The sequence below is a fragment of the Streptomyces sp. NPDC004721 genome, from assembly GCF_053601495.1.
On record NZ_JBSGBZ010000001.1, the window covers coordinates 56,240 to 76,536 of the forward strand.

A 20,297-nucleotide genomic window follows, 5' to 3' on the forward strand; every position below is an offset into this window, starting at 1 on the left:
TTCCGCACAAGGGAATCAGGTCAACCCGGCACCTGCCGCCTGCCTCGTTCCAGGGAGGCGGGGTCTCTCCCATTGACACCGGAAGCATTTCCCCCATAGCGGTACGTAAGGCGTGGTTCGGAATACTGGGTCGTGGGGTGGAACGTCGCACCGGTAGCCTTGACCGCGTGATTGACCTTCGTCTGCTCCGTGAGGACCCCGACCGTGTGCGCGCCTCGCAGCGTGCCCGTGGAGAGGACGTCGCGCTCGTCGACGCCCTCCTGTCTGCCGACGAGCGGCGCAGGTCGTCCGGCGTCCGCTTCGACGAGCTGCGCGCCGAGCAGAAGGCTCTGGGCAAGCTCATCCCCAAGGCCTCCGGTGACGAGAAGGCCGAGCTGCTGAAGCGTGCGAGCGGGCTCGCCGCCGACGTCAAGACCGCCGACGCCGAGCGCGACGCGGCCGACGCCGAGACCCAGGAGCTCCTCCTCCGGCTCGGCAACCTCATCCACCCCGACGTGCCCGTCGGCGGCGAGGAGGACTTCGTCACGCTGGAGACGCACGGCACGATCCGCGACTTCGCCGCCGAGGGCTTCGAGCCCAAGGACCACCTGGAGCTCGGCCAGCTCCTCGGCGCGATCGACGTGGAGCGCGGCGCGAAGGTCTCCGGCTCGCGCTTCTACTTCCTCACCGGTGTCGGCGCCCTGCTGGAGCTGGCGCTGGTGAACGCGGCGATCGCCCAGGCCACCGCGGCCGGCTTCACGCCGATGCTGACCCCCGCGCTGGTCCGCCCCCAGTCGATGGCGGGCACGGGCTTCCTCGGCCAGGCGGCCCAGGACGTCTACCACCTCGACAAGGACGACCTGTACCTGGTCGGCACCTCCGAGGTGCCGCTGGCGGCGTACCACATGGACGAGATCATCGACGCCGACCGCCTGCCGCTGCGGTACGCCGGGTTCTCGCCGTGCTTCCGCCGCGAGGCCGGCTCGCACGGCAAGGACACCAAGGGCATCTTCCGCGTCCACCAGTTCGACAAGGTCGAGATGTTCTCCTACGTCACCCCCGAGGAGTCGCAGGAGGAGCACCGCCGGCTGCTGGAGTGGGAGAAGCAGTGGCTGACCTCGCTGGAGCTGCCGTTCCGCGTGATCGACGTCGCCTCGGGCGATCTGGGCGCCTCGGCCTCGCGCAAGTTCGACTGCGAGGCGTGGGTCCCGACCCAGGACAAGTACCGCGAGCTGACCTCGACCTCGGACTGCACCGAGTTCCAGTCCCGCCGGCTCCAGATCCGCTTCCGTGACGGCAAGGCGGTCCGCCCCTTGGCGACGCTCAACGGCACGCTGTGCGCCGTCCCGCGCACGATCGTCGCGATCCTGGAGAACCACCAGCAGGCCGACGGCTCCGTGCGGGTGCCGGAAGTGCTGCGTCCCTACCTCGGCGGCCGGGAGGTCCTGGAACCGGTGGCCAAGTGAGACCCGCCGCCGGGCCGTTCCCCTACACGCTGATCGCGACCGACCTCGACGGGACGCTCCTGCGCTCCGACGGGTCGGTCTCCCAGCGCACCCGTGAGGCGCTCGCCGCGGCCACCGCGGCGGGTGCCGCGCACCTCGTCGTCACCGGCCGCGCGGTGCCCTGGACCCGGCACGTCCTCGACGACCTCGGCTACCGGGGCCTCGCGGTCTGCGGCCAGGGCGCCCAGGTGTACGACGCCGGGGAGCACCGCCTGCTGACCTCGGTGACCCTGGACCGGCAACTGGCGGCGGTGGCCCTGGCCAAGATCGAGGCGGAGGTCGGTCCGCTGTACCTGGCGGCCAGCCGCGACGGCCTGGACGGCGAGGTGCTGGTCGGTCCCGGCTACGCGGTCGCGGGCCCGCTTCCGGCGACGCCGTTCACGGACGTCGCGGATCTGTGGAGCGCGCCCCTCAACAAGATCTACGTCCAGCACCCGGACCTCACGGACGACGAACTGGCCGACGTGGCCCGCCGGACCGCCGGCGGTTTCGTCTCGGTGACCATGGCCGGCGAGGGCATCGTCGAGCTGCTGCCGCTGGGCCTGTCGAAGGCGACGGGGCTCTCGCTGGCCGCGCGGCGGCTGGGTCTGAAGGCGGCGGACGCCATCGCCTTCGGCGACATGCCCAACGACGTCCCGATGTTCTCCTGGGCGTCCCACGGCGTGGCGATGGCCAACGCCCACGAGGAACTGAAGGCGGTCGCCGACGAGGTGACGGCCTCGAACGACGAGGACGGCATCGCGGTGCTGCTGGAGAAGCTGGTGGGCTGAGCCCTCGGTCTCTGCGGAGGATGCACGGATCGAACGTGCGCGGGGGCGACCCCGACCGCGGCTTGAACCAAGCCGGTGCCTTGCCACTCGGCCAATCCTCCGGGTGGGCGGCCCACGCGAAGGGATTCGCGTGCTCGAAGCGGCCGCCCCGGGCAGCTCCCCGTGCGAGGCGGGCTCGACGGAGCCGCTAGTTACTCCGGAGCCCGCCGCGGGCTGCCCTGACGGGAGCTCGGCGTACTGCCGTGCATCGACATCGCCCAGCTCCTCTCCCAGAACGTGGCGCCGATTCGGTCCGGCGCGGTGAACACCACCACTGTGCCGCTACGACGGCTCCGGTGCCACCGAATTACCGGGCGCCCCAGGCCCCTTCACCGCCGCCGCCACCGACGTCGGCGGGCCTTGCTGAAGAACCATCCGGCGGGCGGTTCGTCGGAGCGCCACGGCTGGGGCTCGGGCTCCTCGCGGCGCCAGCGCGCGGCGAGCATCCGTGACCGGCCGGACGGCTCGGCGGTCCCGGCGGCGCGTATGAAGTCGGCGTCCAGGACGACGTCGTCCCACGTGTCCCCGGTCATCCCCCGGCCCTCGCTCTCCGGCACTTCGCCCGCCATCACGCCCTCCTGCCGCTTCATCCGCTTTGCCCAGTGTGCCCGGGTGAAGGTGAAGCCTCCGTCAAGGCCGGGCAGGACCGCCCGGCCTCGATCGGATGCCTCACTCCTCGCCGGCGAGGGTCAGCGACCGCAGTTTCTGCCCGGCGTACCAGGTGGCCAGGACGGTCACCACCACCAGCAGCACCGTCGCCGTCGGCAGCCCGACGTCGGAGGTGACCATGTCCCCGCCGGCGACCTTGTGCGCCACGGCCAGCGCCCACTGCTGGATGCTCAGCGTGCGCGCCCCGGGCACCAGGGAGCCGAACAGCGCCTCCCAGACCAGCGCGTAGACGAGCCCGAAGACCACCGCGTGCCGGGAGACCGTGCCCAGCAGAAGGAAGAGGGCCGCGTAGGCGATGGAGGCGACCAGCGCGGCCACGGTGTAGGCGACGGCGATCTGCTGCCCGTTGCCGTTGAGGATCAGCCCGGCGACCAGGGTCGGCACCGCGGAGAAGACCATGGTCACCGCGATCGCCACGATCAGCTTGGTGAAGATGATCGTCGACCGCTTGAGCGGCTTGGACAGCAGGTACACCACCGAGCCGTCGTCGATCTCCGGCCCGATCGCTCCGGTGCCGGCGATGACGCCGATGATCGGCACCATGGTGGCGAGCGCGAACCCGCCCAGGACGTTCACCGCGGTCTGGTCGTCGGCTCCGGCGAGGGCGCGGACGGCCGCGGCGATCACGATGAGCAGCAGCGGCAGCGCGCCGAGGATGAGGGCCCGACGGCGGCCGAGCAGGGCCCGGTAGGTGAGCCGGGCGACTGTGGGGTCGTACATCTTGGGCCTCCTACGCCGCGACCAGGTACGAGAAGACGGACTCGAGGGACTCGTCGGAGGGCGAGACCGTGTGCAGCCGGATGCCGTGGTCCCGGGCCACCCGCGGCAGCAGGGTCGTGAACCGGCCGAAGTCGACGGCCTGGATGCGCAGCGCGCCCTCGGCGAGGTCGACCTCGATGCCGGACGTCGACGGGTCGGCGATCAGCGCGGCCGCCAGGGCACGGTCGTCGCTGGAGCGCACCAGGTAGCGGTGTGGCCGGTCGGTCATCAGGCGGCGGATCCTGCGGAAGTCGCCGCTGGCGGCGTGCCGTCCGGCGACGACGACCTCGATGTGCCAGGCGAGCTGTTCGACCTCCTCCAGGATGTGGGAGGAGAACAGCACGGTGCGGCCCTCGTCGCCCATGCGCCGCAGCAGGTCCATCAGCTGCATGCGCTGGCGCGGGTCCATGCCGTTGAACGGCTCGTCGAGCAGGAGCAGCGAGGGGTCGTGGACCAGGGCGGAGGCCATCTTGACGCGCTGGCGCATGCCCTTGGAGTAGGTGGAGATCTTCCGGTCCTGCGCGTACTCCATCTCGACGGTGGCGAGCGCCTTCTGGGCGGCCTTGGCGCCCAGGCCGTGCAGTTCGGCGTTGGCGACGACGAACTCGCGGCCGGTGAGGAAGTCGTACATCGCCTCCCGCTCGGGAACGATGCCGATGTGCCGGTAGATCTTCTCGTTGCGCCACACCGGCTGCCCGTCGAGGGTGACCGTGCCGGTGGAGGGGGCGAGGAAGCCGGCCATCATGTTGATCAGCGTGGACTTCCCGGCGCCGTTGGGGCCGAGCAGGCCGGTGACGCCGGGGCCGATCGTCATGGTGATGTCGTTGACGGCGACCACGTTGCCGAACCAGCGGGAGACGTGGTCGATGCTGAGGGTCGTCACAGTCCCACCTTCTTGTAGCGGCGCAGCAGGAGGCCGTATGCGGCGGCGATGAGGCCCAGGACGACGAGGACGTAGACGACGCCCTGTCCACTGCCCGGGCCGGCGGCGCCGGGAGCCGAGGAGGTCGCGCCCAGGAAGGCGGTCTGCACGCCGTCGACAAGGGTGACCGGTGAGAACAGGCCGATCCAGGGGATGGCGCCGGAGTTGTTCCGGGCCTCCGCGATGGCCTGGAGGGTGGAGACGGCGCCGTAGGAGATGACCAGTACCGCGATCACGGCGGCGATGCCGAAGCCGCGGCGCGGGGTGACGGCGGCGATGACGAGGCCGATGCCGGCGAAGAGCAGTGAGAGCAGTGCCACGGAGACGACTCCCTGGGCGAATCCCTTGGTCTGGTCGGCGAAGTCCATCTTGGCCAGCAGCGCGCCCACGTAGAGCACGAGCAGCGGGGCGGCGGTCAGGATGAACAGCGCGGAGGCCAGCGCCGCGTACTTGGCGCGCACGTAGTCGGCGGTCTCGATGGGCCGTGAGAAGTACAGCGGCACGGTCTTGAAGCGCAGGTCGCGCGAGACGGACTGGGGTGCCTGCGAGGCGATGTACAGGCTGATGACGCCCTGCATGATGATGGCATAGCGCGTGTACTCGATGGGCAGGCCCTTGGCCTTGGTGGCGACCGCGACGGCGACAATGATGGCCGCGGGCACGCACATCACGACGAACAGCAGCATCGGCAGCACCTTGGACTTCACCGAGCGGCCGAGGCCGTAGGCGCCGCGCAGGGACTGCGAGTACAGCGAGCGGCGGGCGTAGGCGCGGCCGAGGCGGGGGCCGTCGTAGCTGCGGTAGCCGATGTTGTGGATGCGGGTCTGGTCACCCTTGGGCGCTGCCGCGGTGGGTTCAACCGCCATGGCCGACCGCCTCCTTCCCCTGTGTCTCGCGCTGTTCGTCGCTGTCCCGGAAGACCTCCGAGATGTGGTGCCGCCGCTGCTCCATGCGCACCAGGCCGAGGCCGAGGTCCGCGATCACGTCCCGCACCAGGTCGTACGTCTCCTCGCCCTGGGCGGTGAGCAGCAGGACGTGTCCCGCGCCCGGCAGGCCGGTGCCGTCCTGGGTCTCCACCCCGCGCGCGTGGAGCGCGTCGCGCACCGCGCGGGTGCCGTCCGGGTGCTCGTCGCTGTCGGTGACCTCGATGGCGAGGGTGGTCGTGGTCTGGGTGAAATCGGTGGTGGAGCTGGAGCGCAGGAGCTTGCCGCCGTCGATGACGACGACGTGGTCGCAGGTGCGCTCCAGTTCGCCCAGCAGGTGGGACGTGACCAGCACGGAGATGCCGAAGTCGGTGTGAATGCGGCGGATCAGGCCGAGCATGTCGTCGCGGCCGACCGGGTCGAGGCCGTTGGTCGGCTCGTCGAGGAAGACCAGCTGCGGATCGTGCACCAGGGCCTGGGCGAGCTTCACGCGCTGCTTCATACCGGTGGAGTAGCCGCCGATGGGTCGGTAGCGCTCCTCGTACAGGCCGACGTGGCGCAGGGTGTCCGCGGTGCGCTCGCGGGCGGCGGTCGGGGGCAGACCGGACATGCGCGCCATGTGGACGACGAACTCGGTGGCCGAGACGTCGGGCGGCAGGCAGTCGTGCTCCGGCATGTAGCCGACGCGCTCACGGATGGCGGCGCCCTCGGTGGCGACGTCGAGGCCGAGCACCTCGGCGCTGCCCTCGGTGGCGGGGGACAGACCCAGCAGGATCTTGATGAGTGTGGACTTGCCGGCTCCGTTGGCGCCGACGAGTCCGGTCACACCCGGTCCGACGTCCACGGAGAGCCGGTCAAGCGCGGTCACCCGTGGGAACCGCTTGCTCAGGCTTTCGGTCGCGATCACAGTCACGTCTTCGACAGTAGTGATCCGGACCACGCCGGTCGTCAGACCCCAGAGCCGTCTTGGAGTCCGCCTCGAGTATTACGGGGACCTTAGGGGTCGGACCCCTGGGGCCGGGCGGCCTGCGGAGTTCCGGCATCCGGATCGCACTGTTGACGGCTGGTCTAACAACTGCCACAGTCGCCAGCGTCACAGCACAGGCACGTTCGGCAGCCGTGTCCGACCTCGGTGGAGGAGAACGGAGGAGAAGTGACGACGCTGAAGGGCGCGCGGGAGCGCCGGGTGCGCACGGGCGGGGTCGAGCTGTGCGTGGCCGAACTGGGCGACGCACAGCGGCCCACGGTCGTCCTGGTGCACGGCTATCCGGACAGCAAGGAGGTCTGGTCGGAGGTCGCCGAGCGCCTCGCCGGCCGCTTCCACGTCGTGATCTACGACGTCCGAGGCCACGGCCGCTCCACCGCGCCGCGACCCCTGCGCGGGGGCTTCACCCTCGACAAGCTGACCGACGACTTCCTGGCGGTCGCGGACGCGGTGAGCCCCGGCAGGCCGGTGCACCTGGTGGGGCACGACTGGGGCTCGGTGCAGTCCTGGGAGTTCGTCAGCGTCCGGCGCACCGAGGGCCGGATCGCCTCCTTCACGTCGGTGTCCGGGCCGTCCCTCGACCACTTCGGCCACTGGATCGCCGGGCGCGTCAGGCGCCCCACCCCGCGCCGGGTGGGCCAGCTCCTCGGCCAGGGCGCCAAGTCCTGGTACGTGTACCTGCTGCACACGCCCAAGCTGCCCGAGATGGCCTGGCGCGGCCCGCTCGGCAAGCGCTGGCCGGGCATTCTGAGGCGTGTCGAGAAGGTCCCCGGCGACGACTACCCGACCCCGTCGCTGCCCCGGGACGCGGCGCACGGCGCCTGGCTGTACCGGGACAACGTGCGGGCCCGGCTGCGCAGACCACGGGCGGACGCCCACGCGCACGCGCCGGTGCAGCTCATCACCCCCCTCGACGACGCCTTCCTCTCGGAGAGCCTGTACGACGACCTGGAGCAGTGGGCCCCCGGCCTGGTGCGCCGCACGCTTTCCGCCGGGCACTGGATCCCGCGCACCCGGCCCGACCAGCTGGCAGCCTGGATCACCCAGTTCGTCACGGCCACCGAGGACGGGCGGCCGCGGCCGGCCGCCACCGGGAGGTACGCCGACCGCTTCGCCGGGCAACTCGTGCTGGTCACCGGCGCCGGCAGCGGCATCGGACGGGCCACGGCGTACGCCTTCGCCGGGGCCGGTGCGCGAGTGGTGGCCGTCGACCGGAACGCCGAGGCCGCGGCCCGCACCGCCGAGCAGTCCCGGCAGCTCGGGGCCCCGGCCGCCTGGGCCGAGGCGGTGGACGTCTCCGACGAGCAGGCCATGAAGAAGCTGGCCGAGAAGGTCGACGCCGAGTACGGCGTGGTGGACGTCCTGGTGAACAACGCGGGCATCGGCCTGTCCGGCTCGTTCTTCGACCACACCCCCGAGGACTGGAGGAAGGTCCTCGACGTCAATCTCTGGGGAGTGATCCACGGCTGCCGGCTGTTCGGGAAGCGGATGGCCGAGCGGGGACAGGGCGGCCACATCGTCAACACCGCGTCCGCGGCGGCGTACCAGCCCTCGAAGGCCCTGCCCGCCTACAGCACCTCCAAGGCGGCGGTGCTGATGCTGAGCGAGTGCCTGCGCGCGGAGCTGGCCGGGCAGGGGATCGGCGTCACGGCGGTCTGTCCCGGCTTCGTCGACACCGCCATCACGTCCACGGCGCACTTCGCGGGCGTCGACGCGGAGGAGGAGAAGCGCCGGCGGCGGCGCGCGGCCCGCCTGTACGGGCTGCGCGGCTACCCGCCGGAGAAGGTGGCCGACGCGATCCTGCGCGCGGTCGTGCGCGACGAGGCGGTGGTACCGGTGACGCCGGAGGCCCATCTCCTCCGCGCGATGTCCCGCTTCACCCCGCGGGCGCGGCGTCGGCTCGCACGGGCGAAGCCGCCGCTGGGTGCCGCGGATCCGGGCCAACACCCCTGAATCGGAGACCAGTTGTCCACAGCTTCGCGCCTCTTGCCTGTGGACAACATCACTTGGCTGTGGATCAAACCTCCCGGGCGGAATTGACCTGCGTGATCCGCGTCTCTCCCGGCAGGCTGGTGGCATGGACGAAAGACGCACCGTGAAGGTGTCGAAATACCTCGCCAAGCACCTTCGCCACCAGCCCGAGAGGATCGGGCTCACGCTCGACGAAGGCGGCTGGGTCGAGATCGACGCGCTGATCGCGGCGGCGGCCGCGCACGGCTTCCGGTTCAGCCGCGAGGAACTGGACCACGTGGTCGCCACCAACGACAAACGGCGCTTCGCGGTCGAGGGCAGCCGTATCCGCGCCAGTCAGGGCCACAGCATCGGGGTCGACCTCGGATTGCCGGCCGCGACACCGCCGCCGTACCTCTACCACGGGACCGTGGCCCGCAACCTGGAGGCGATCCGCAGCGACGGGCTGCGGCCGATGAACCGGCATGACGTGCACCTCTCGCCCGACCGTGAGACCGCGACCCGGGTCGGCGCCCGCCGCGGTCGCCCGGTCGTCCTCGCGGTGGACGCGGCCGCCATGCACCGCGACGGCCATGTCTTCCATGTCAGCGCCAACGGTGTGTGGCTGACGCAGTCCGTGCCGCCCCGGTACCTGCGGTTTTCCGAGGCCCGTTGATCCACTTCAGTCCATGGCCGCCGACCCCCTGCGGTGGCTGTTTCACGTGAAACAGCCACGGGTGTTTAGGCTCGGGGCCATGAGTCTGCGTCTGAGCACCGTGATCCTTCCCTACCGCCGCTGGCATGAGGGCGGCCGTTCGGCATGGACACGTGCCGAACAGCTCGGCTTCCACGCCGCCTACACCTACGACCACCTGTCCTGGCGCAGCTTCCGGGACGGCCCGTGGTTCGGGGCTGTGCCGACGCTGACCGCCGCCGCGGCCGTGACGGATCGGATGCGGCTGGGAACCCTGGTGACCTCGCCGAACTTCCGGCATCCGGTCACCCTCGCCAAGGAGCTGATCTCCCTCGACGACATCTCCGGGGGCCGGATCACCCTCGGCATCGGTGCGGGCGGCACCGGCTTCGACGCCACCGCGCTGGGTCAGGAGCCATGGACGCCGCGGGAGCGGGCCGACCGCTTCGCCGAGTTCGTTCCGCTGCTCGACCGGCTGCTGACCGAGGACACGGTGTCCTACGAGGGCGACTTCTACTCGGCGCACGAGGCGCGCAACATCCCCGGGTGTGTGCAGCGGCCCCGGCTACCCTTCGCCGTGGCCGCGACCGGGCCGCGCGGACTGCGGCTCGCCGCACGGTACGGGCAGGCCTGGGTGACCACGGGTGACCCGAAGCTGTACGAGACCGGCACGCCGGAGCAGTCCGTTCAAGCCATTCGCGCCCAGTCCGAGAAGCTCGCGGACGCGTGTGCCGCGGCGGGCCGTGACGCCTCCGCGCTCGACAAGGTCCTGCTCACCGGATTCACCCCCGACCGCGGTCGTCCGCTCGAGTCCCTCGACGCGTTCGTCGACTTCGCGGGCCGCCACCAGGAGCTGGGTTTCACCGAGATCGTGATCCACTGGCCGATCCCCGACTCGGACTTCGCCGCGGACCAGAAGGTCTTCGAGCGGATCGCCATGGAAGCCCCCTCCCAACTGACGTGACCGACACAACCCCTCAAATGTGCGAACTCTCGCACGATCGTGCGGACATATAGACGACAATGACGCGGTGACCTCAGCGACTCGACGGCCCGAGATCCCGGCCTCACCCCAGCTCTCGACCTCGTTCGAGCCGGGGGGCACCCCCGGCGTTCCGCCTCGGCTGATCGCCACCGATCTCGACGGCACCCTGCTGCGCGACGACAAGTCGCTCTCCCCGCGCACGATCGCCGCCCTGGCGGCGGCCGAGGAGGCGGGCATCGAGGTCTTCTTCGTCACCGGCCGCCCGGCCCGCTGGATGGACGTGGTCAGCGACCATGTGCACGGCCACGGTCTGGCGATCTGCGGCAACGGCGCCGCCGTGGTCGACCTGCACGGCGATTCCGGCGCCCACCGCTTCGTGAAGGTGCGGGAGCTGGCCCGGGAGACCGCGCTGGACGCCGTGCGGCTGGTGCGCGAGGCGGCACCGGGCACGGTGTACGCGGTCGAGCAGACCTACGGTTTCCATCAGGAGCCGGTCTATCCGAAGCTGCACATGGAGATTGCAGACGTCCTCGCGCCGGCCGAGGAACTGCTGGCGCCGGACGGAGCCGGAGCCGGCCAGCCGATCCTGAAGATCCTCGCCTACCACCCCACCCTGGATCCCGACGCCTTCCTCACCGTCGCCCGCCTCGCCGCCGGCGAGCACGTCACCATCACCCGGTCCAGCCCCAGCGCCCTGCTGGAGATCAGCGGTCCGAACGTCTCCAAGGCGAGCACTCTGGCCCTGTGCTGTGCCGAGCGCGGCATCTCGCAGGAGGAGGTCGTCGCCTTCGGCGACATGCCGAACGACGTCGAGATGCTCACCTGGGCCGGCCGGTCCTACGCCATGGGCAACGCGCACCCCGCCGCGGTCGCCGCGGCGTCCGGACGGACGGTCGCCAACAACGAGGACGGGGTCGCGGTCGTCATCGAGCGGCTGCTGGGGGAGCGTCCGTAGCGGGCGGACCGCCCACCGGGGGCGGCCCGCGAACGGCTCGCTATCGCGCGCCCACCAGCAGCTCCGTCTGCGCTTCGCGTTCGGCCATCCGACGCAGCGGTCCCGGCAGCGCGGCCAGCTCGGCGTACGGTCCCCGCTGGACGACGCGCCCCTCGTCGAGAACGATCACCTCGTCCACGGCCGCCAGCCCGGCCAGGCGGTGGGTGATGAGCAGCGTCGTACGGCCCTCGGTGGCGGCCAGCAGATCTCCGGTGAGCGCGTCGGCGGTCGCCAGGTCGAGGTGTTCGGCGGGTTCGTCGAGCACCAGCACCGGGAAGTCGGCGAGCAACGCGCGGGCCAGGGCCAGTCGCTGACGCTGTCCGCCCGACAGCCGGGCACCGTGCTCGCCGACGAGCGTGTCGAGCCCGTCGGGCAGGGCGTCCACCCAGCCGAGCAGCCGGGCCCGCGCGAGGGCGTCGCTCAGTTCGGCCTCGGTCGCGTCCTTCTTCGCGAGCAGCAGGTTCTCGCGGACCGAGCTGTCGAAGAGATGCGCGTCCTGGGCGCACAGCCCGACCAGCCGCCGTACGTCGTCGCCGTCCACAGCGTGGGCGTCGACGCCGCCGAGGATGTACGTGCCCGTCTCCGCGTCGAGGAAGCGGAGCAGCACCTGGGCGAGCGTCGTCTTGCCCGAGCCGGACGGCCCGACCACGGCGACCCTGCGGCCCTCCTGGAGCGTCAGGTCGAGTCCGGCGAGCGCCGCCCGGTCCTGCCCCGCGTATCGCGCCGTCAGGTTCCTGACGGCGAGCGGGAACGGCGAGGCGGGCGCCTGCCGGGACCGCTCCGGTTCACGGACGGGCTCGGGGGCGTCCAGGACCTCGTACACCCGCTCCGCGCTGCGGCGCACCCGGTGCCGGTAGCGCACGGCGAGCGGCATGCCGAGGACGGCTTCGAAGGCGGCCAGCGGGGTGAGGACGACGACGGCCATGGTCACGCCGCCGAGCCGTCCGTCGGTGACCGCCTGGGCGCCGACGAGGGCGGTCGCCACGACGGTCAGTCCGGAGATCAGCGCGGTGAGCCCGTCGCCGAGGGCGGTGGCGGCGGCGGCGCGCGAGGCAATCCGGGTGAGCAGCCGGTCGGCCCGCCGGGTCTCGGTGATGCGGGTGGGCAGGGCGCCCGCGACGGCCAGTTCGGCGGTTCCGGTAAGCAGCTCGGTCACGCGGATGGCGAGGGCGCCGCGCGCGGGGGCGAGCCGGTGCTCGGCACGCCGGGCCACGGCCCCGGTGACCAGCGGGACGCCGGCCCCGGCCGCGAGCAGGCCGGCCGCGAGCACCGCTCCGGCCTCCGGCAGCAGCCAGGCCGTGAAGGCGACGGAGGCGGCGGACACGGTCAGGGCCGCGCCGGCGGGCAGCAGCCAGCGCAGCCAGTAGTCCTGGAGCGCGTCCACGTCGGCGACGAGCCGCGTCAGCAGATCGCCGCGGCGCATCCGGCGCAGCCCGGCGGGCGCCAGCCGCTCCAGCCTCCGGTAGACGGCCACCCGTGTGTCGGCGAGCATCCGCAGCAACGCGTCGTGCGAGACCAGCCGCTCCGCGTACCGGAATACCGCACGCCCGATGCCGAAGGCCCTGGTCGCCGTGACGGCCACCATCAGGTAGAGCACGGGCGGCTGCTGGGACGCCCGCGAGATGAGCCACCCGGAGGTCGCCATCAGCCCGACCGCGCTGCCGAGCGCCAGACTGCCGAGCAGCAGGGCGAGGGCGAGTCGGCCGCGCCGGGGACCGGACATCGCCCGCACCCGGGCGAGGACGCCGCGCGCGACGGTGGTGGCCTCGGTCCCGGGTTCGACCGGAGCCGAAGCCGGTCCGGGTTCGGCCGTTCCCGCGGGGCGTGCCTCGGCGGTGCGGGCCACGGCCGGCGCCGGCCCGGGGGACTCCGTCCCGTCGAGACGCACGACCCGGTCCGCCACGTCCAGCAGTGCGGGCCGGTGCACCACCAGGAGCACCGTCCGGCCCGCGGACAGCCGCCGCACCGCGTCCACGACCTCCGCCTCGGTCGCTCCGTCCAGGGCCGCCGTCGGCTCGTCGAGCAGCAGGACGGGCCGGTCGGCGAGGAAGGCCCGGGCGAGCGCGAGCCGCTGCCGCTGCCCGGCGGAGAGCCCGGCCCCGTCCTCTCCGAGCAGGGTGTCCAGTCTCTCCGGCAGCGCGTCCACGAACTCCAGCGCACCGGCGTCGGCCAGCGCCCCGCGTACGGCGGCGTCATCCGCGTCGGGCCGCGCCAGCCGTACGTTCTCGGCGATCGTTCCCGCGTACAGGTGCGGCCGCTGCGGCACCCAGGCGATGCGCGCGCGCCACTGCTCCAGGTCGACGTCGGCGAGATCGGCTTCCGCGACGCGCACCCGGCCCGCGCTGGGCTTCACGAACCCCAGCAGGACGTTCAGCAGCGTCGACTTGCCCGCACCGCTCGGCCCGACGAGCGCGACCGTCTCCCCCTGCCGCACCGAGAAGGACACATCCGTCACCGCGTCCGTGGACCGACCGGGATAGCGGACGCTCACGTCCTCGAAGGTCAGGGCCCCGGCGGGCACGATCCCGGTGCCGGACTCCGGCACGGGGGTCTCCAGCACCGCGAAGATCTCCTCGGCGGCCGCCAGTCCTTCAGCCGCCGCGTGATACTGCGCGCCCACCTGACGCAGCGGGAGGTAGGCCTCGGGCGCGAGCACGAGGATGACCAGCCCGATGTAGAGGTCCATGTCGCCGCTCACGAGCCGCATGCCGATCGTCACGGCGACCAGCGCCACCGACAGCGTGGCAAGCAGCTCCAGGGCGAAGGAGGACAGGAAGGCGATCCGCAGCGTGCGCATGGTCGCCCGCCGGTACTCCCCGGTGATGCGCCGGATCGACTCCGCCTGTGCCTTGGCCCTGCCGAACACCTTCAAGGTCGGCAGTCCCGCGACGACGTCCAGGAAGTGCCCCGACAGCTGGGACAGCAGCCGCCACTGGCGGTCCATGCGGGACTGCGTGGCCCAGCCGATCAACATCATGAAGACGGGGATGAGAGGCAGGGTGGCGACGATGATGGCCGCCGAGACCCAGTCCTCCGTCACGATCCGAGCGAGCACCACCACCGGGACGGCCACGGCCAGCCCCAACTGCGGCAGATAGCGCGAGAAGTAGTCGTCCAGGGCGTCGACACCGCGCGTCGCCAGGGCTACGAGCGAGCCCGTGCGCTGCCCGCTCAGCCAGCCGGGGCCGAGCGCCGCCGCCCGCTCCAGCAGCCGCCCGCGCAGCTCGGACTTCACCGCCGCGCTCGCCCGGTGGGCGGCCAGCTCGGTCAGCCAGGAGACCAGCGCACGGCCGCAGGCGACGACGGCCAACAGCAGCAGGGGAGTGCGGAGTTCGGCGATCGGCATCCGGTGCTGGAAGGCTCCCACCACCACCTCGGCGATGAGCATCGCCTGAGCGATGACCAGGAATGCCCCGATGGCACCCAGCCCGACGACGGCCACCAGGAAGAGCCGGGTGGCGCCGGCGTGACGCAGAAGTCTCGGATCGATCGGTTTCATGGAGAACATGCCCTTCGGCCCAGAGGGTGTGTTTCACGTGAAACACACCCTCACCGGACTCAGTGCGCGGGTTCGGCGATGTGCTGCGTGCCGATCCGCTTGCGGAACACCCAGTAGGTCCACCCCTGGTAGAGCAGGATGATCGGTGTGGCGATCCCGGCGCACCAGGTCATGATCTTCAGGGTGTACGGGCTGGACGAGGCGTTGGTGACCGTCAGGCTCCAGTCCGCGTCGAGCGTGGACGGCATGACGTTCGGGAAGAGCGACAGGAACAACATCGCCACGGCGGCCACGATGGTGACGCCCGACAGCGCGAACGCCCAGCCCTCGCGCCCCGCCTGGTTCGCCGCGAGCGCGGACACCAGGGTGACCACCGCCACGAGAAGCGCCACCAGGCTCCTGCCGTTGCCCGTGTGGGACTGGGTCCACAGCAGGAAGGCCAACGCCGCCACGGCCGTCACCAGACCCACGCGCAGAGCCAGCTTCCGCGCCCGCTCGCGAATGTCACCGACGGTCTTCAGGGCCGTGAACACCGTGCCGTGAAAGGTGAACAGCGTCAGGGTGACCAGTCCGCCGAGGAGCGCGTACGGGTTGAGCAAGTCTCCGACACCGCCGACGTACTCGAGGTTCCGGTCGATCTTCACACCGTGCACGATGTTGCCGAAGGCCACACCCCACAGGAAGGCGGGGATCAGCGAGCTCCAGAAGATCGCGTTCTCCCAGTTGCGCTGCCAGTTCTCCTCCGGCCGCTTGGCCCGGTACTCGAAGGCGACTCCGCGCACGATCAGGCAGACCAGGATGACGAGCAGCGGCAGATAGAAGCCGGAGAAGAGCGTGGCGTACCACTCCGGGAAGGCGGCGAAGGTGGCACCGCCCGCCGTGAGCAGCCAGACCTCGTTCCCGTCCCAGACCGGGCCGATGGTGTTGATCAGCACCCGCTTCTCGGGCCGGTTCCGGGCGAGCAGCTTGGTGAGGATGCCGACCCCGAAGTCGAAGCCCTCCAGGAAGAAGTAGCCGGTCCACAGGACGGCGATGAGGACGAACCAGACGTCGTGCAGTTCCATGACTGTGCAGCTCCCTCGGCCTAGTACGAGAAGGCCATCGGCTTGTCGGCGTCACGCTCGTCGCCGCCGATCTTCGTGGGCGGGTTGAGGTCGGCCTCCGTGAGCTCGGGCGGGCCGCCCTTCACGTACTTCACCAGCAGCTTGACCTCGATCACGGCGAGGACGGCGTAGAGCAGCGTGAAGACGGTCATCGAGGTGAGGACCTCGCCCTGGGAGACACCGGGGGAGACCGCGTGCCGGGTCTGCAGCACGCCGTAGACGACCCACGGCTGGCGGCCCATCTCGGTGAAGATCCAGCCCCAGGAGTTGGCGATCAGCGGGAAGGCCAGCGTCCAGATCGCGATGCGCCAGTACCAGGTGGTCAGCCGCGGGCCGAGCGCCTTGTTCGGCAGCAGCACCAGATGGGGCACCTCGTCGTCGCCGACCCGCAGATGCCGGGGCAGCAGGAACTTCTTGCGGGTCAGCCACAGTCCCGCGAGGCCGATGGCGAAGGACGCCATGCCGAACCCGATCATCCAGCGGAATCCCCAGTAGGCGACGGGGATGTTGGGCCGGTAGTCGCCGGGCCCGAACTGCTCCTGCTCGGCCTTGTTGACGTCATTGATGCCGGGGACGTAGGAGGTGAAGTCGTCGTTGGCCAGGAAGGACAGCAGGCCGGGGATCTCGACGGCCACCGTGTTGTGGCCCTTGTCCACATCGCCGTAGGCGAAGACCGAGAACGGCGCCGGCTCCTGTCCGTCCCACAGCGCCTCGGCCGCGGCCATCTTCATCGGCTGCTGCTTGAACATGACCTTGCCGAGGACATCGCCGCTGACCGCGGTGAGCAGGCCGGCGATGACGACCGTGACCAGGCCGAGCCGCAGCGAGGTCTTCATCTCGCGCACGTGCTTCTTGCGGGCGAGGTGATAGGCGGCGATGCCGACCATGAAGGCGCCACCGGTCAGGAAGGCGGCGGAGAGTGTGTGGAAGGCCTGGCTGAGCGCCGTGTTCTGGGTCAGCACCGCCCAGAAGTCGGTGAGTTCGGCGCGGCCCTTGACCTCGTTGATCCGGTAGCCGACAGGGTGCTGCATCCACGAGTTGGCCGCGAGGATGAAGTACGCCGACAGAATCGTGCCGAGCGACACCATCCACATGCAGGCCAGGTGGATCTTCTTGGGCAGCTTGTCCCAGCCGAAGATCCACAGTCCGATGAACGTGGACTCGAAGAAGAACGCGATCAGTGCCTCGAAGGCGAGCGGGGCACCGAAGATGTCACCGACGAAGCGCGAGTAGTCCGACCAGTTCATGCCGAACTGGAACTCCTGCACGATGCCGGTGACCACGCCCATGGCGATGTTGATCAGGAAGAGCTTGCCCCAGAACTTGGTGCCCCTGAGGTACTTCTCCTTCTCCGTGCGCACCCAGGCGGTCTGCAGCCCGGCCGTCAGGGCGGCCAGCGAGATCGTCAGGGGAACGAACAGGAAGTGGTAGACGGTCGTGATGCCGAATTGCCAGCGCGCCAGTGTCTCCGGCGCCAAAGCCAGGTTCACGTCGTCACTCTCCTTACGTCACCGCGATCACGACGGTGGTTCATCCCGATGTGCCCTGCACAACAGGCAACAATCGGACAGGCTTGTGAACGCGTTCACATTCACAAGCAATTATGGCGCACCTGTTTTCGAACAGCGAAGGGGGGTCCCCCAAGCCCTGGGGGACCCCCCTCCTCGCGAGATGCCGCGACGCCCTCGGCCGGCCGAGGGCCGGCTCGGACGTGACCGGATCAGACCTGCCGGGCCAGACCCGACCGGATCAGACCTGCCGGCCCAGACCTGACCGGATCACGCCTGACCGGATCAGGCCTCCTTGCGGAACGCCTCCGCCGTCTTCAGGAAGATGTCGTTCGCCTCGGTCTCCCCGACGGTGACCCGCACGCCCTCACCCGGGAACGGCCGGACCACCACGCCGGCCCGCTCGCAGGCCCCGGCGAAGGAGACCGTCCGCTCCCCCAGCCGCAGCCACACGAAGTTGGCATGCGTCTCGGGCACCGTCCAGCCCTGGGCGCGCAGCGCGTCGACCACACGGGTGCGCTCGCACACCAGCGAGCCGACCCGCCCCAGCAGCTCGTCCTCGGCGCGCAGCGAGGCGATCGCCGCCTCCTGCGCCAGCTGGCTCACGCCGAACGGCACGGCCGTCTTGCGCAGCGCCGCCGCCACCGGCTCGTGGGCGATGGCGAAGCCGACGCGCAACCCGGCGAGGCCGTAGGCCTTCGAGAACGTACGCAGCACGCAGACGTTCGGCCGGTCGCGGTAGAGCGTCACCCCGTCCGGCACCTCGGCATCGCGGATGAACTCGCGGTAGGCCTCGTCCAGGACCACCAGCACATCGGAGGGCACCCGGTCGAGGAACCGTTCCAGCTCGGCCCGCCGCACCACCGTTCCGGTCGGGTTGTTCGGGTTGCAGACGAAGACCAGGCGCGTGCGTTCGGTGATCGCGTCCGCCATCGCGTCCAGATCGTGCACATCGCCCGGCGTCAACGGGACCCGCACGGAGGCCGCCCCGCTGATCTGCGTGATGATCGGGTACGCCTCGAAGGACCGCCAGGCGTACATGACCTCGTCACCGGGGCCGCTGGTGGCCTGGATCAGCTGCTGGGCGACACCGACGGAACCGGTGCCCGTGGCCACGTGCGAGGCCGGCACGGCGAAGCGCTCGGCCAGCTCGTTGGTCAGGGCCGTGCACGCCATGTCCGGGTAGCGGTTGAAGGAGGAGGCTGCCGCCGTCACCGACTCCATGACCCCAGGCAGCGGCGGGTAGGGGTTCTCGTTCGAGGACAGCTTGTACGCCACCGGACCGCCGGCCGCAGCGGGCTTCCCCGGCTTGTAGGTGGGGATACCCTCCAGCTCGGCACGCAGCTTCGGGCTTGTCTCGCTCACCGCAGTCCTCCTCGTGACCACCACCGGCATCCAATACTGCACACCTTATGAGGATTGGGCGCCGCTGCGTATGGGTCGGAAGCCATCACTCGTGCGCGAGGCCGACCTCGTCCGTCACACCGACATCAGCGGCGTCTTCATGCGAATGCATACGAAATGGGGGGCGCGTCCACATATATCTACGCGCCGGTGGCTTGCGCCGTGGCGCGCATCCCTCGTGAAGGTGAGTTGAGACCTCTTCGAGACATCGAGGGGTCGGCAGGCCCATACGTGCCACCGCGTCACGTCCTAACATGACACCGGGTAACTGCCATGGTTTCAAAGGCACTTGGGCCACAACGACCATGCAGAAACGTGCCTGTCAACGCGTGCATATGCGTCCGCACTACCCCACCGCAAGAGCCCTACTATCGGCTCGCCATGACAGCAGCAGGGAAGCACCAGGTGAGCCGCGCGGAAACCTCACGCCGAGGGAGCCGGCCGGGCCGGGCGGGCATCAGAGACGTGGCCGCCGCCGCCGGAGTATCCATCACGACCGTCTCCGACGCCCTCAACGGCAAGGGGCGCCTCCCCGACGCCACCCGGCGCCATGTCCGCGAGGTCGCCGACCGGCTGGGGTACCGCCCCTCGGCCGCGGCCCGCACTCTCCGTACCGGCAAGTCGGGCCTCATCGGCCTGACCGTGACGACGTACGGGGATGAACCTTTCACCTTCACCGAGTTCGCGTACTTCGCCGAGATGGCCCGCGCCGCCACCTCGGCCGCGCTCGCCCGCGGTTACGCCCTCGTCATCCTGCCCGCGACCTCGCGCCACGACGTGTGGTCGAACGTCGCCCTGGACGGCACGGTCGTCATCGACCCCTCCGACCAGGACCCGGTCGTCAGCGAGCTGGTGCGGCAGGGCTTACCGGTGGTCAGCGACGGCCGCCCGGCCGGCGCGCTCCCGGTCACCGCCTGGGTCGACAACGACCACGAAGCCGCCGTCCTCGGCATCCTCGACCACCTCGCCGAGGCCGGCGCCCGTCGTATCGGCCTGCTCACCGGTACCACGACGGACACCTACACCCACCTGTCGACGACCGCCTACCTCCAGTGGTGCGAGCGCGTCGGCCAGGACCCGGTGTACGAGGCCTACCCCGCCCACGACCCGTGCGCGGGCGCCGTCGCCGCCGACCGGCTGCTGGCCCGCCCCGACCGGCCCGACGCCGTCTACGGACTGTTCGACCCCAACGGCACCGATCTGCTCGCCGCCGCCCGCCGCTACGGCCTGCGCGTCCCCGACGACCTGCTGCTGGTGTGCTGCAGCGAGTCCACGGTGTACGCCAGCACCGAGCCGCCCATCACCACGCTCTCCCTGAAGCCGCGCCGGATCGGCACGGCGGTCGTCCAGCTCCTCATCGACGCCATCGAAGGGGTCGAGTCGGACCAACCGGTCGAGCAGGTCATACCGACCGAGCTGATCGTGCGGACCTCGTCCCAGCGGCGCACCCAGCGCAGGACGGTCAGCCCGCCCCGCGCGTCGGAGGGCCGTTAGGACACGGGTGGCCGCGGGATTGCCGAAGACTGTCCAATCGGGGCGAAAGCCACGGTGAACCGGAGTCCAGTCCCGATTCACCACCCCTGGGTCATCACATGGCGCGATCCGCGTT

16 protein-coding genes and 1 tRNA gene are annotated in these 20,297 nt (G+C 70.8%); 7 read left to right on the top strand and 10 right to left on the bottom strand.

Annotated elements, in window-relative coordinates; all coding sequences use genetic code 11:
• Positions 1 to 167: 167 nt before the first annotated feature.
• Entirely contained in the window at positions 168 to 1,445 is a 1,278-nt protein-coding gene (gene serS / locus ACWEK3_RS00285; RefSeq protein WP_141359911.1) for a serine--tRNA ligase, read from the top strand.
• A complete protein-coding gene (locus ACWEK3_RS00290) occupies positions 1,442 to 2,254 on the top strand; it encodes an HAD family hydrolase (protein ID WP_450540818.1) in 813 nt (270 codons plus the stop codon). Before serS ends, ACWEK3_RS00290 begins: the two co-directional genes overlap by 4 nt.
• Positions 2,255 to 2,268: 14 nt before the next feature.
• Here the strand turns inward: ACWEK3_RS00290 and ACWEK3_RS00295 are convergent.
• The 6 genes from ACWEK3_RS00295 to ACWEK3_RS00320 form a co-directional block, all read right to left on the bottom strand.
• A tRNA-OTHER gene (locus ACWEK3_RS00295) sits at positions 2,269 to 2,355 on the bottom strand.
• Positions 2,356 to 2,622: 267 nt separating this feature from the next.
• A complete protein-coding gene (locus ACWEK3_RS00300) occupies positions 2,623 to 2,862 on the bottom strand; it encodes an SGM_3592 family protein (RefSeq protein ID WP_450540817.1) in 240 nt (79 codons plus the stop codon).
• Between the two features lie 100 nt (positions 2,863 to 2,962).
• Positions 2,963 to 3,682, bottom strand: a complete 720-nt coding sequence (locus ACWEK3_RS00305) for an ABC transporter permease subunit (protein ID WP_225076401.1) — start codon at positions 3,680 to 3,682, stop codon at positions 2,963 to 2,965.
• 10 nt (positions 3,683 to 3,692) lie between these two features.
• Complete coding sequence (locus tag ACWEK3_RS00310) at positions 3,693 to 4,604, bottom strand: ABC transporter ATP-binding protein (RefSeq protein WP_365423940.1); 912 nt, start codon at positions 4,602 to 4,604, stop codon at positions 3,693 to 3,695.
• The gene (locus ACWEK3_RS00315) at positions 4,601 to 5,509 is read right to left on the bottom strand and encodes an ABC transporter permease (RefSeq protein WP_361421111.1); all 909 of its coding nucleotides are present in this window, start codon (positions 5,507 to 5,509) and stop codon (positions 4,601 to 4,603) included. The genes ACWEK3_RS00310 and ACWEK3_RS00315 overlap by 4 nt, the downstream gene beginning before the upstream one ends.
• The gene (locus tag ACWEK3_RS00320) at positions 5,499 to 6,473 is read right to left on the bottom strand and encodes an ABC transporter ATP-binding protein (protein ID WP_361421178.1); all 975 of its coding nucleotides are present in this window, start codon (positions 6,471 to 6,473) and stop codon (positions 5,499 to 5,501) included. Before ACWEK3_RS00320 ends, ACWEK3_RS00315 begins: the two co-directional genes overlap by 11 nt.
• 246 nt (positions 6,474 to 6,719) lie before the next feature.
• On the opposite strand from ACWEK3_RS00320, the gene ACWEK3_RS00325 reads away from it, so the two are divergent.
• From ACWEK3_RS00325 to ACWEK3_RS00340, 4 genes are all read left to right on the top strand, one after another.
• Complete coding sequence (locus ACWEK3_RS00325; RefSeq protein WP_450540813.1) at positions 6,720 to 8,504, top strand: SDR family oxidoreductase; 1,785 nt, start codon at positions 6,720 to 6,722, stop codon at positions 8,502 to 8,504.
• A 124-nt stretch (positions 8,505 to 8,628) separates the two neighbouring features.
• Complete coding sequence (locus ACWEK3_RS00330) at positions 8,629 to 9,177, top strand: RNA 2'-phosphotransferase (RefSeq protein WP_453248568.1); 549 nt, start codon at positions 8,629 to 8,631, stop codon at positions 9,175 to 9,177.
• Positions 9,178 to 9,256: 79 nt separating this feature from the next.
• Positions 9,257 to 10,159 carry an LLM class flavin-dependent oxidoreductase gene (locus tag ACWEK3_RS00335; RefSeq protein WP_450540810.1) on the top strand — a complete coding sequence of 301 codons (903 nt, stop codon included), beginning with the start codon at positions 9,257 to 9,259 and terminating at the stop codon, positions 10,157 to 10,159.
• Positions 10,160 to 10,226: 67 nt separating this feature from the next.
• The gene (locus ACWEK3_RS00340; RefSeq protein WP_453248569.1) at positions 10,227 to 11,135 is read left to right on the top strand and encodes a Cof-type HAD-IIB family hydrolase; all 909 of its coding nucleotides are present in this window, start codon (positions 10,227 to 10,229) and stop codon (positions 11,133 to 11,135) included.
• A 40-nt stretch (positions 11,136 to 11,175) separates the two neighbouring features.
• On the opposite strand, the gene cydD is transcribed toward ACWEK3_RS00340, so the two are convergent.
• The 4 genes from cydD to hisC form a co-directional block, all read right to left on the bottom strand.
• Positions 11,176 to 14,673 carry a thiol reductant ABC exporter subunit CydD gene (gene cydD / locus ACWEK3_RS00345; RefSeq protein ID WP_453248570.1) on the bottom strand — a complete coding sequence of 1,166 codons (3,498 nt, stop codon included), beginning with the start codon at positions 14,671 to 14,673 and terminating at the stop codon, positions 11,176 to 11,178.
• A 59-nt stretch (positions 14,674 to 14,732) separates the two neighbouring features.
• Entirely contained in the window at positions 14,733 to 15,737 is a 1,005-nt protein-coding gene (gene cydB / locus ACWEK3_RS00350) for a cytochrome d ubiquinol oxidase subunit II (protein WP_453248571.1), read from the bottom strand.
• 20 nt (positions 15,738 to 15,757) lie between these two features.
• The gene (locus tag ACWEK3_RS00355; RefSeq protein ID WP_453248572.1) at positions 15,758 to 17,266 is read right to left on the bottom strand and encodes a cytochrome ubiquinol oxidase subunit I; all 1,509 of its coding nucleotides are present in this window, start codon (positions 17,264 to 17,266) and stop codon (positions 15,758 to 15,760) included.
• Between the two features lie 303 nt (positions 17,267 to 17,569).
• Positions 17,570 to 18,649 (bottom strand): histidinol-phosphate transaminase, encoded by a 1,080-nt coding sequence (gene hisC, locus ACWEK3_RS00360; RefSeq protein ID WP_450540802.1) that lies wholly within the window; start codon positions 18,647 to 18,649, stop codon positions 17,570 to 17,572.
• A gap of 420 nt (positions 18,650 to 19,069) precedes the next feature.
• Between hisC and ACWEK3_RS00365 the strand changes: the two genes are divergently transcribed.
• Positions 19,070 to 20,182, top strand: a complete 1,113-nt coding sequence (locus ACWEK3_RS00365; protein WP_450540800.1) for a LacI family DNA-binding transcriptional regulator — start codon at positions 19,070 to 19,072, stop codon at positions 20,180 to 20,182.
• The last annotated feature ends 115 nt before the right edge of the window (positions 20,183 to 20,297 follow it).

What these genes read in the sequence shown, in the direction of transcription:
- ACWEK3_RS00300 (WP_450540817.1), bottom strand. Translation starts at nt 2,862, where the DNA reads ATGGCGGGCGAAGTGCCGGAGAGCGAGGGCCGGGGGATGACCGGGGAC.
- ACWEK3_RS00330 (WP_453248568.1), top strand. Translation starts at nt 8,629, where the DNA reads ATGGACGAAAGACGCACCGTGAAGGTGTCGAAATACCTCGCCAAGCAC.
- cydD (WP_453248570.1), bottom strand. Translation starts at nt 14,673, where the DNA reads ATGAAACCGATCGATCCGAGACTTCTGCGTCACGCCGGCGCCACCCGG.
- cydB (WP_453248571.1), bottom strand. Translation starts at nt 15,737, where the DNA reads ATGGAACTGCACGACGTCTGGTTCGTCCTCATCGCCGTCCTGTGGACC.
- ACWEK3_RS00335 (WP_450540810.1), top strand. Translation starts at nt 9,257, where the DNA reads ATGAGTCTGCGTCTGAGCACCGTGATCCTTCCCTACCGCCGCTGGCAT.
- ACWEK3_RS00315 (WP_361421111.1), bottom strand. Translation starts at nt 5,509, where the DNA reads ATGGCGGTTGAACCCACCGCGGCAGCGCCCAAGGGTGACCAGACCCGC.
- ACWEK3_RS00305 (WP_225076401.1), bottom strand. Translation starts at nt 3,682, where the DNA reads ATGTACGACCCCACAGTCGCCCGGCTCACCTACCGGGCCCTGCTCGGC.
- ACWEK3_RS00365 (WP_450540800.1), top strand. Translation starts at nt 19,070, where the DNA reads ATGACAGCAGCAGGGAAGCACCAGGTGAGCCGCGCGGAAACCTCACGC.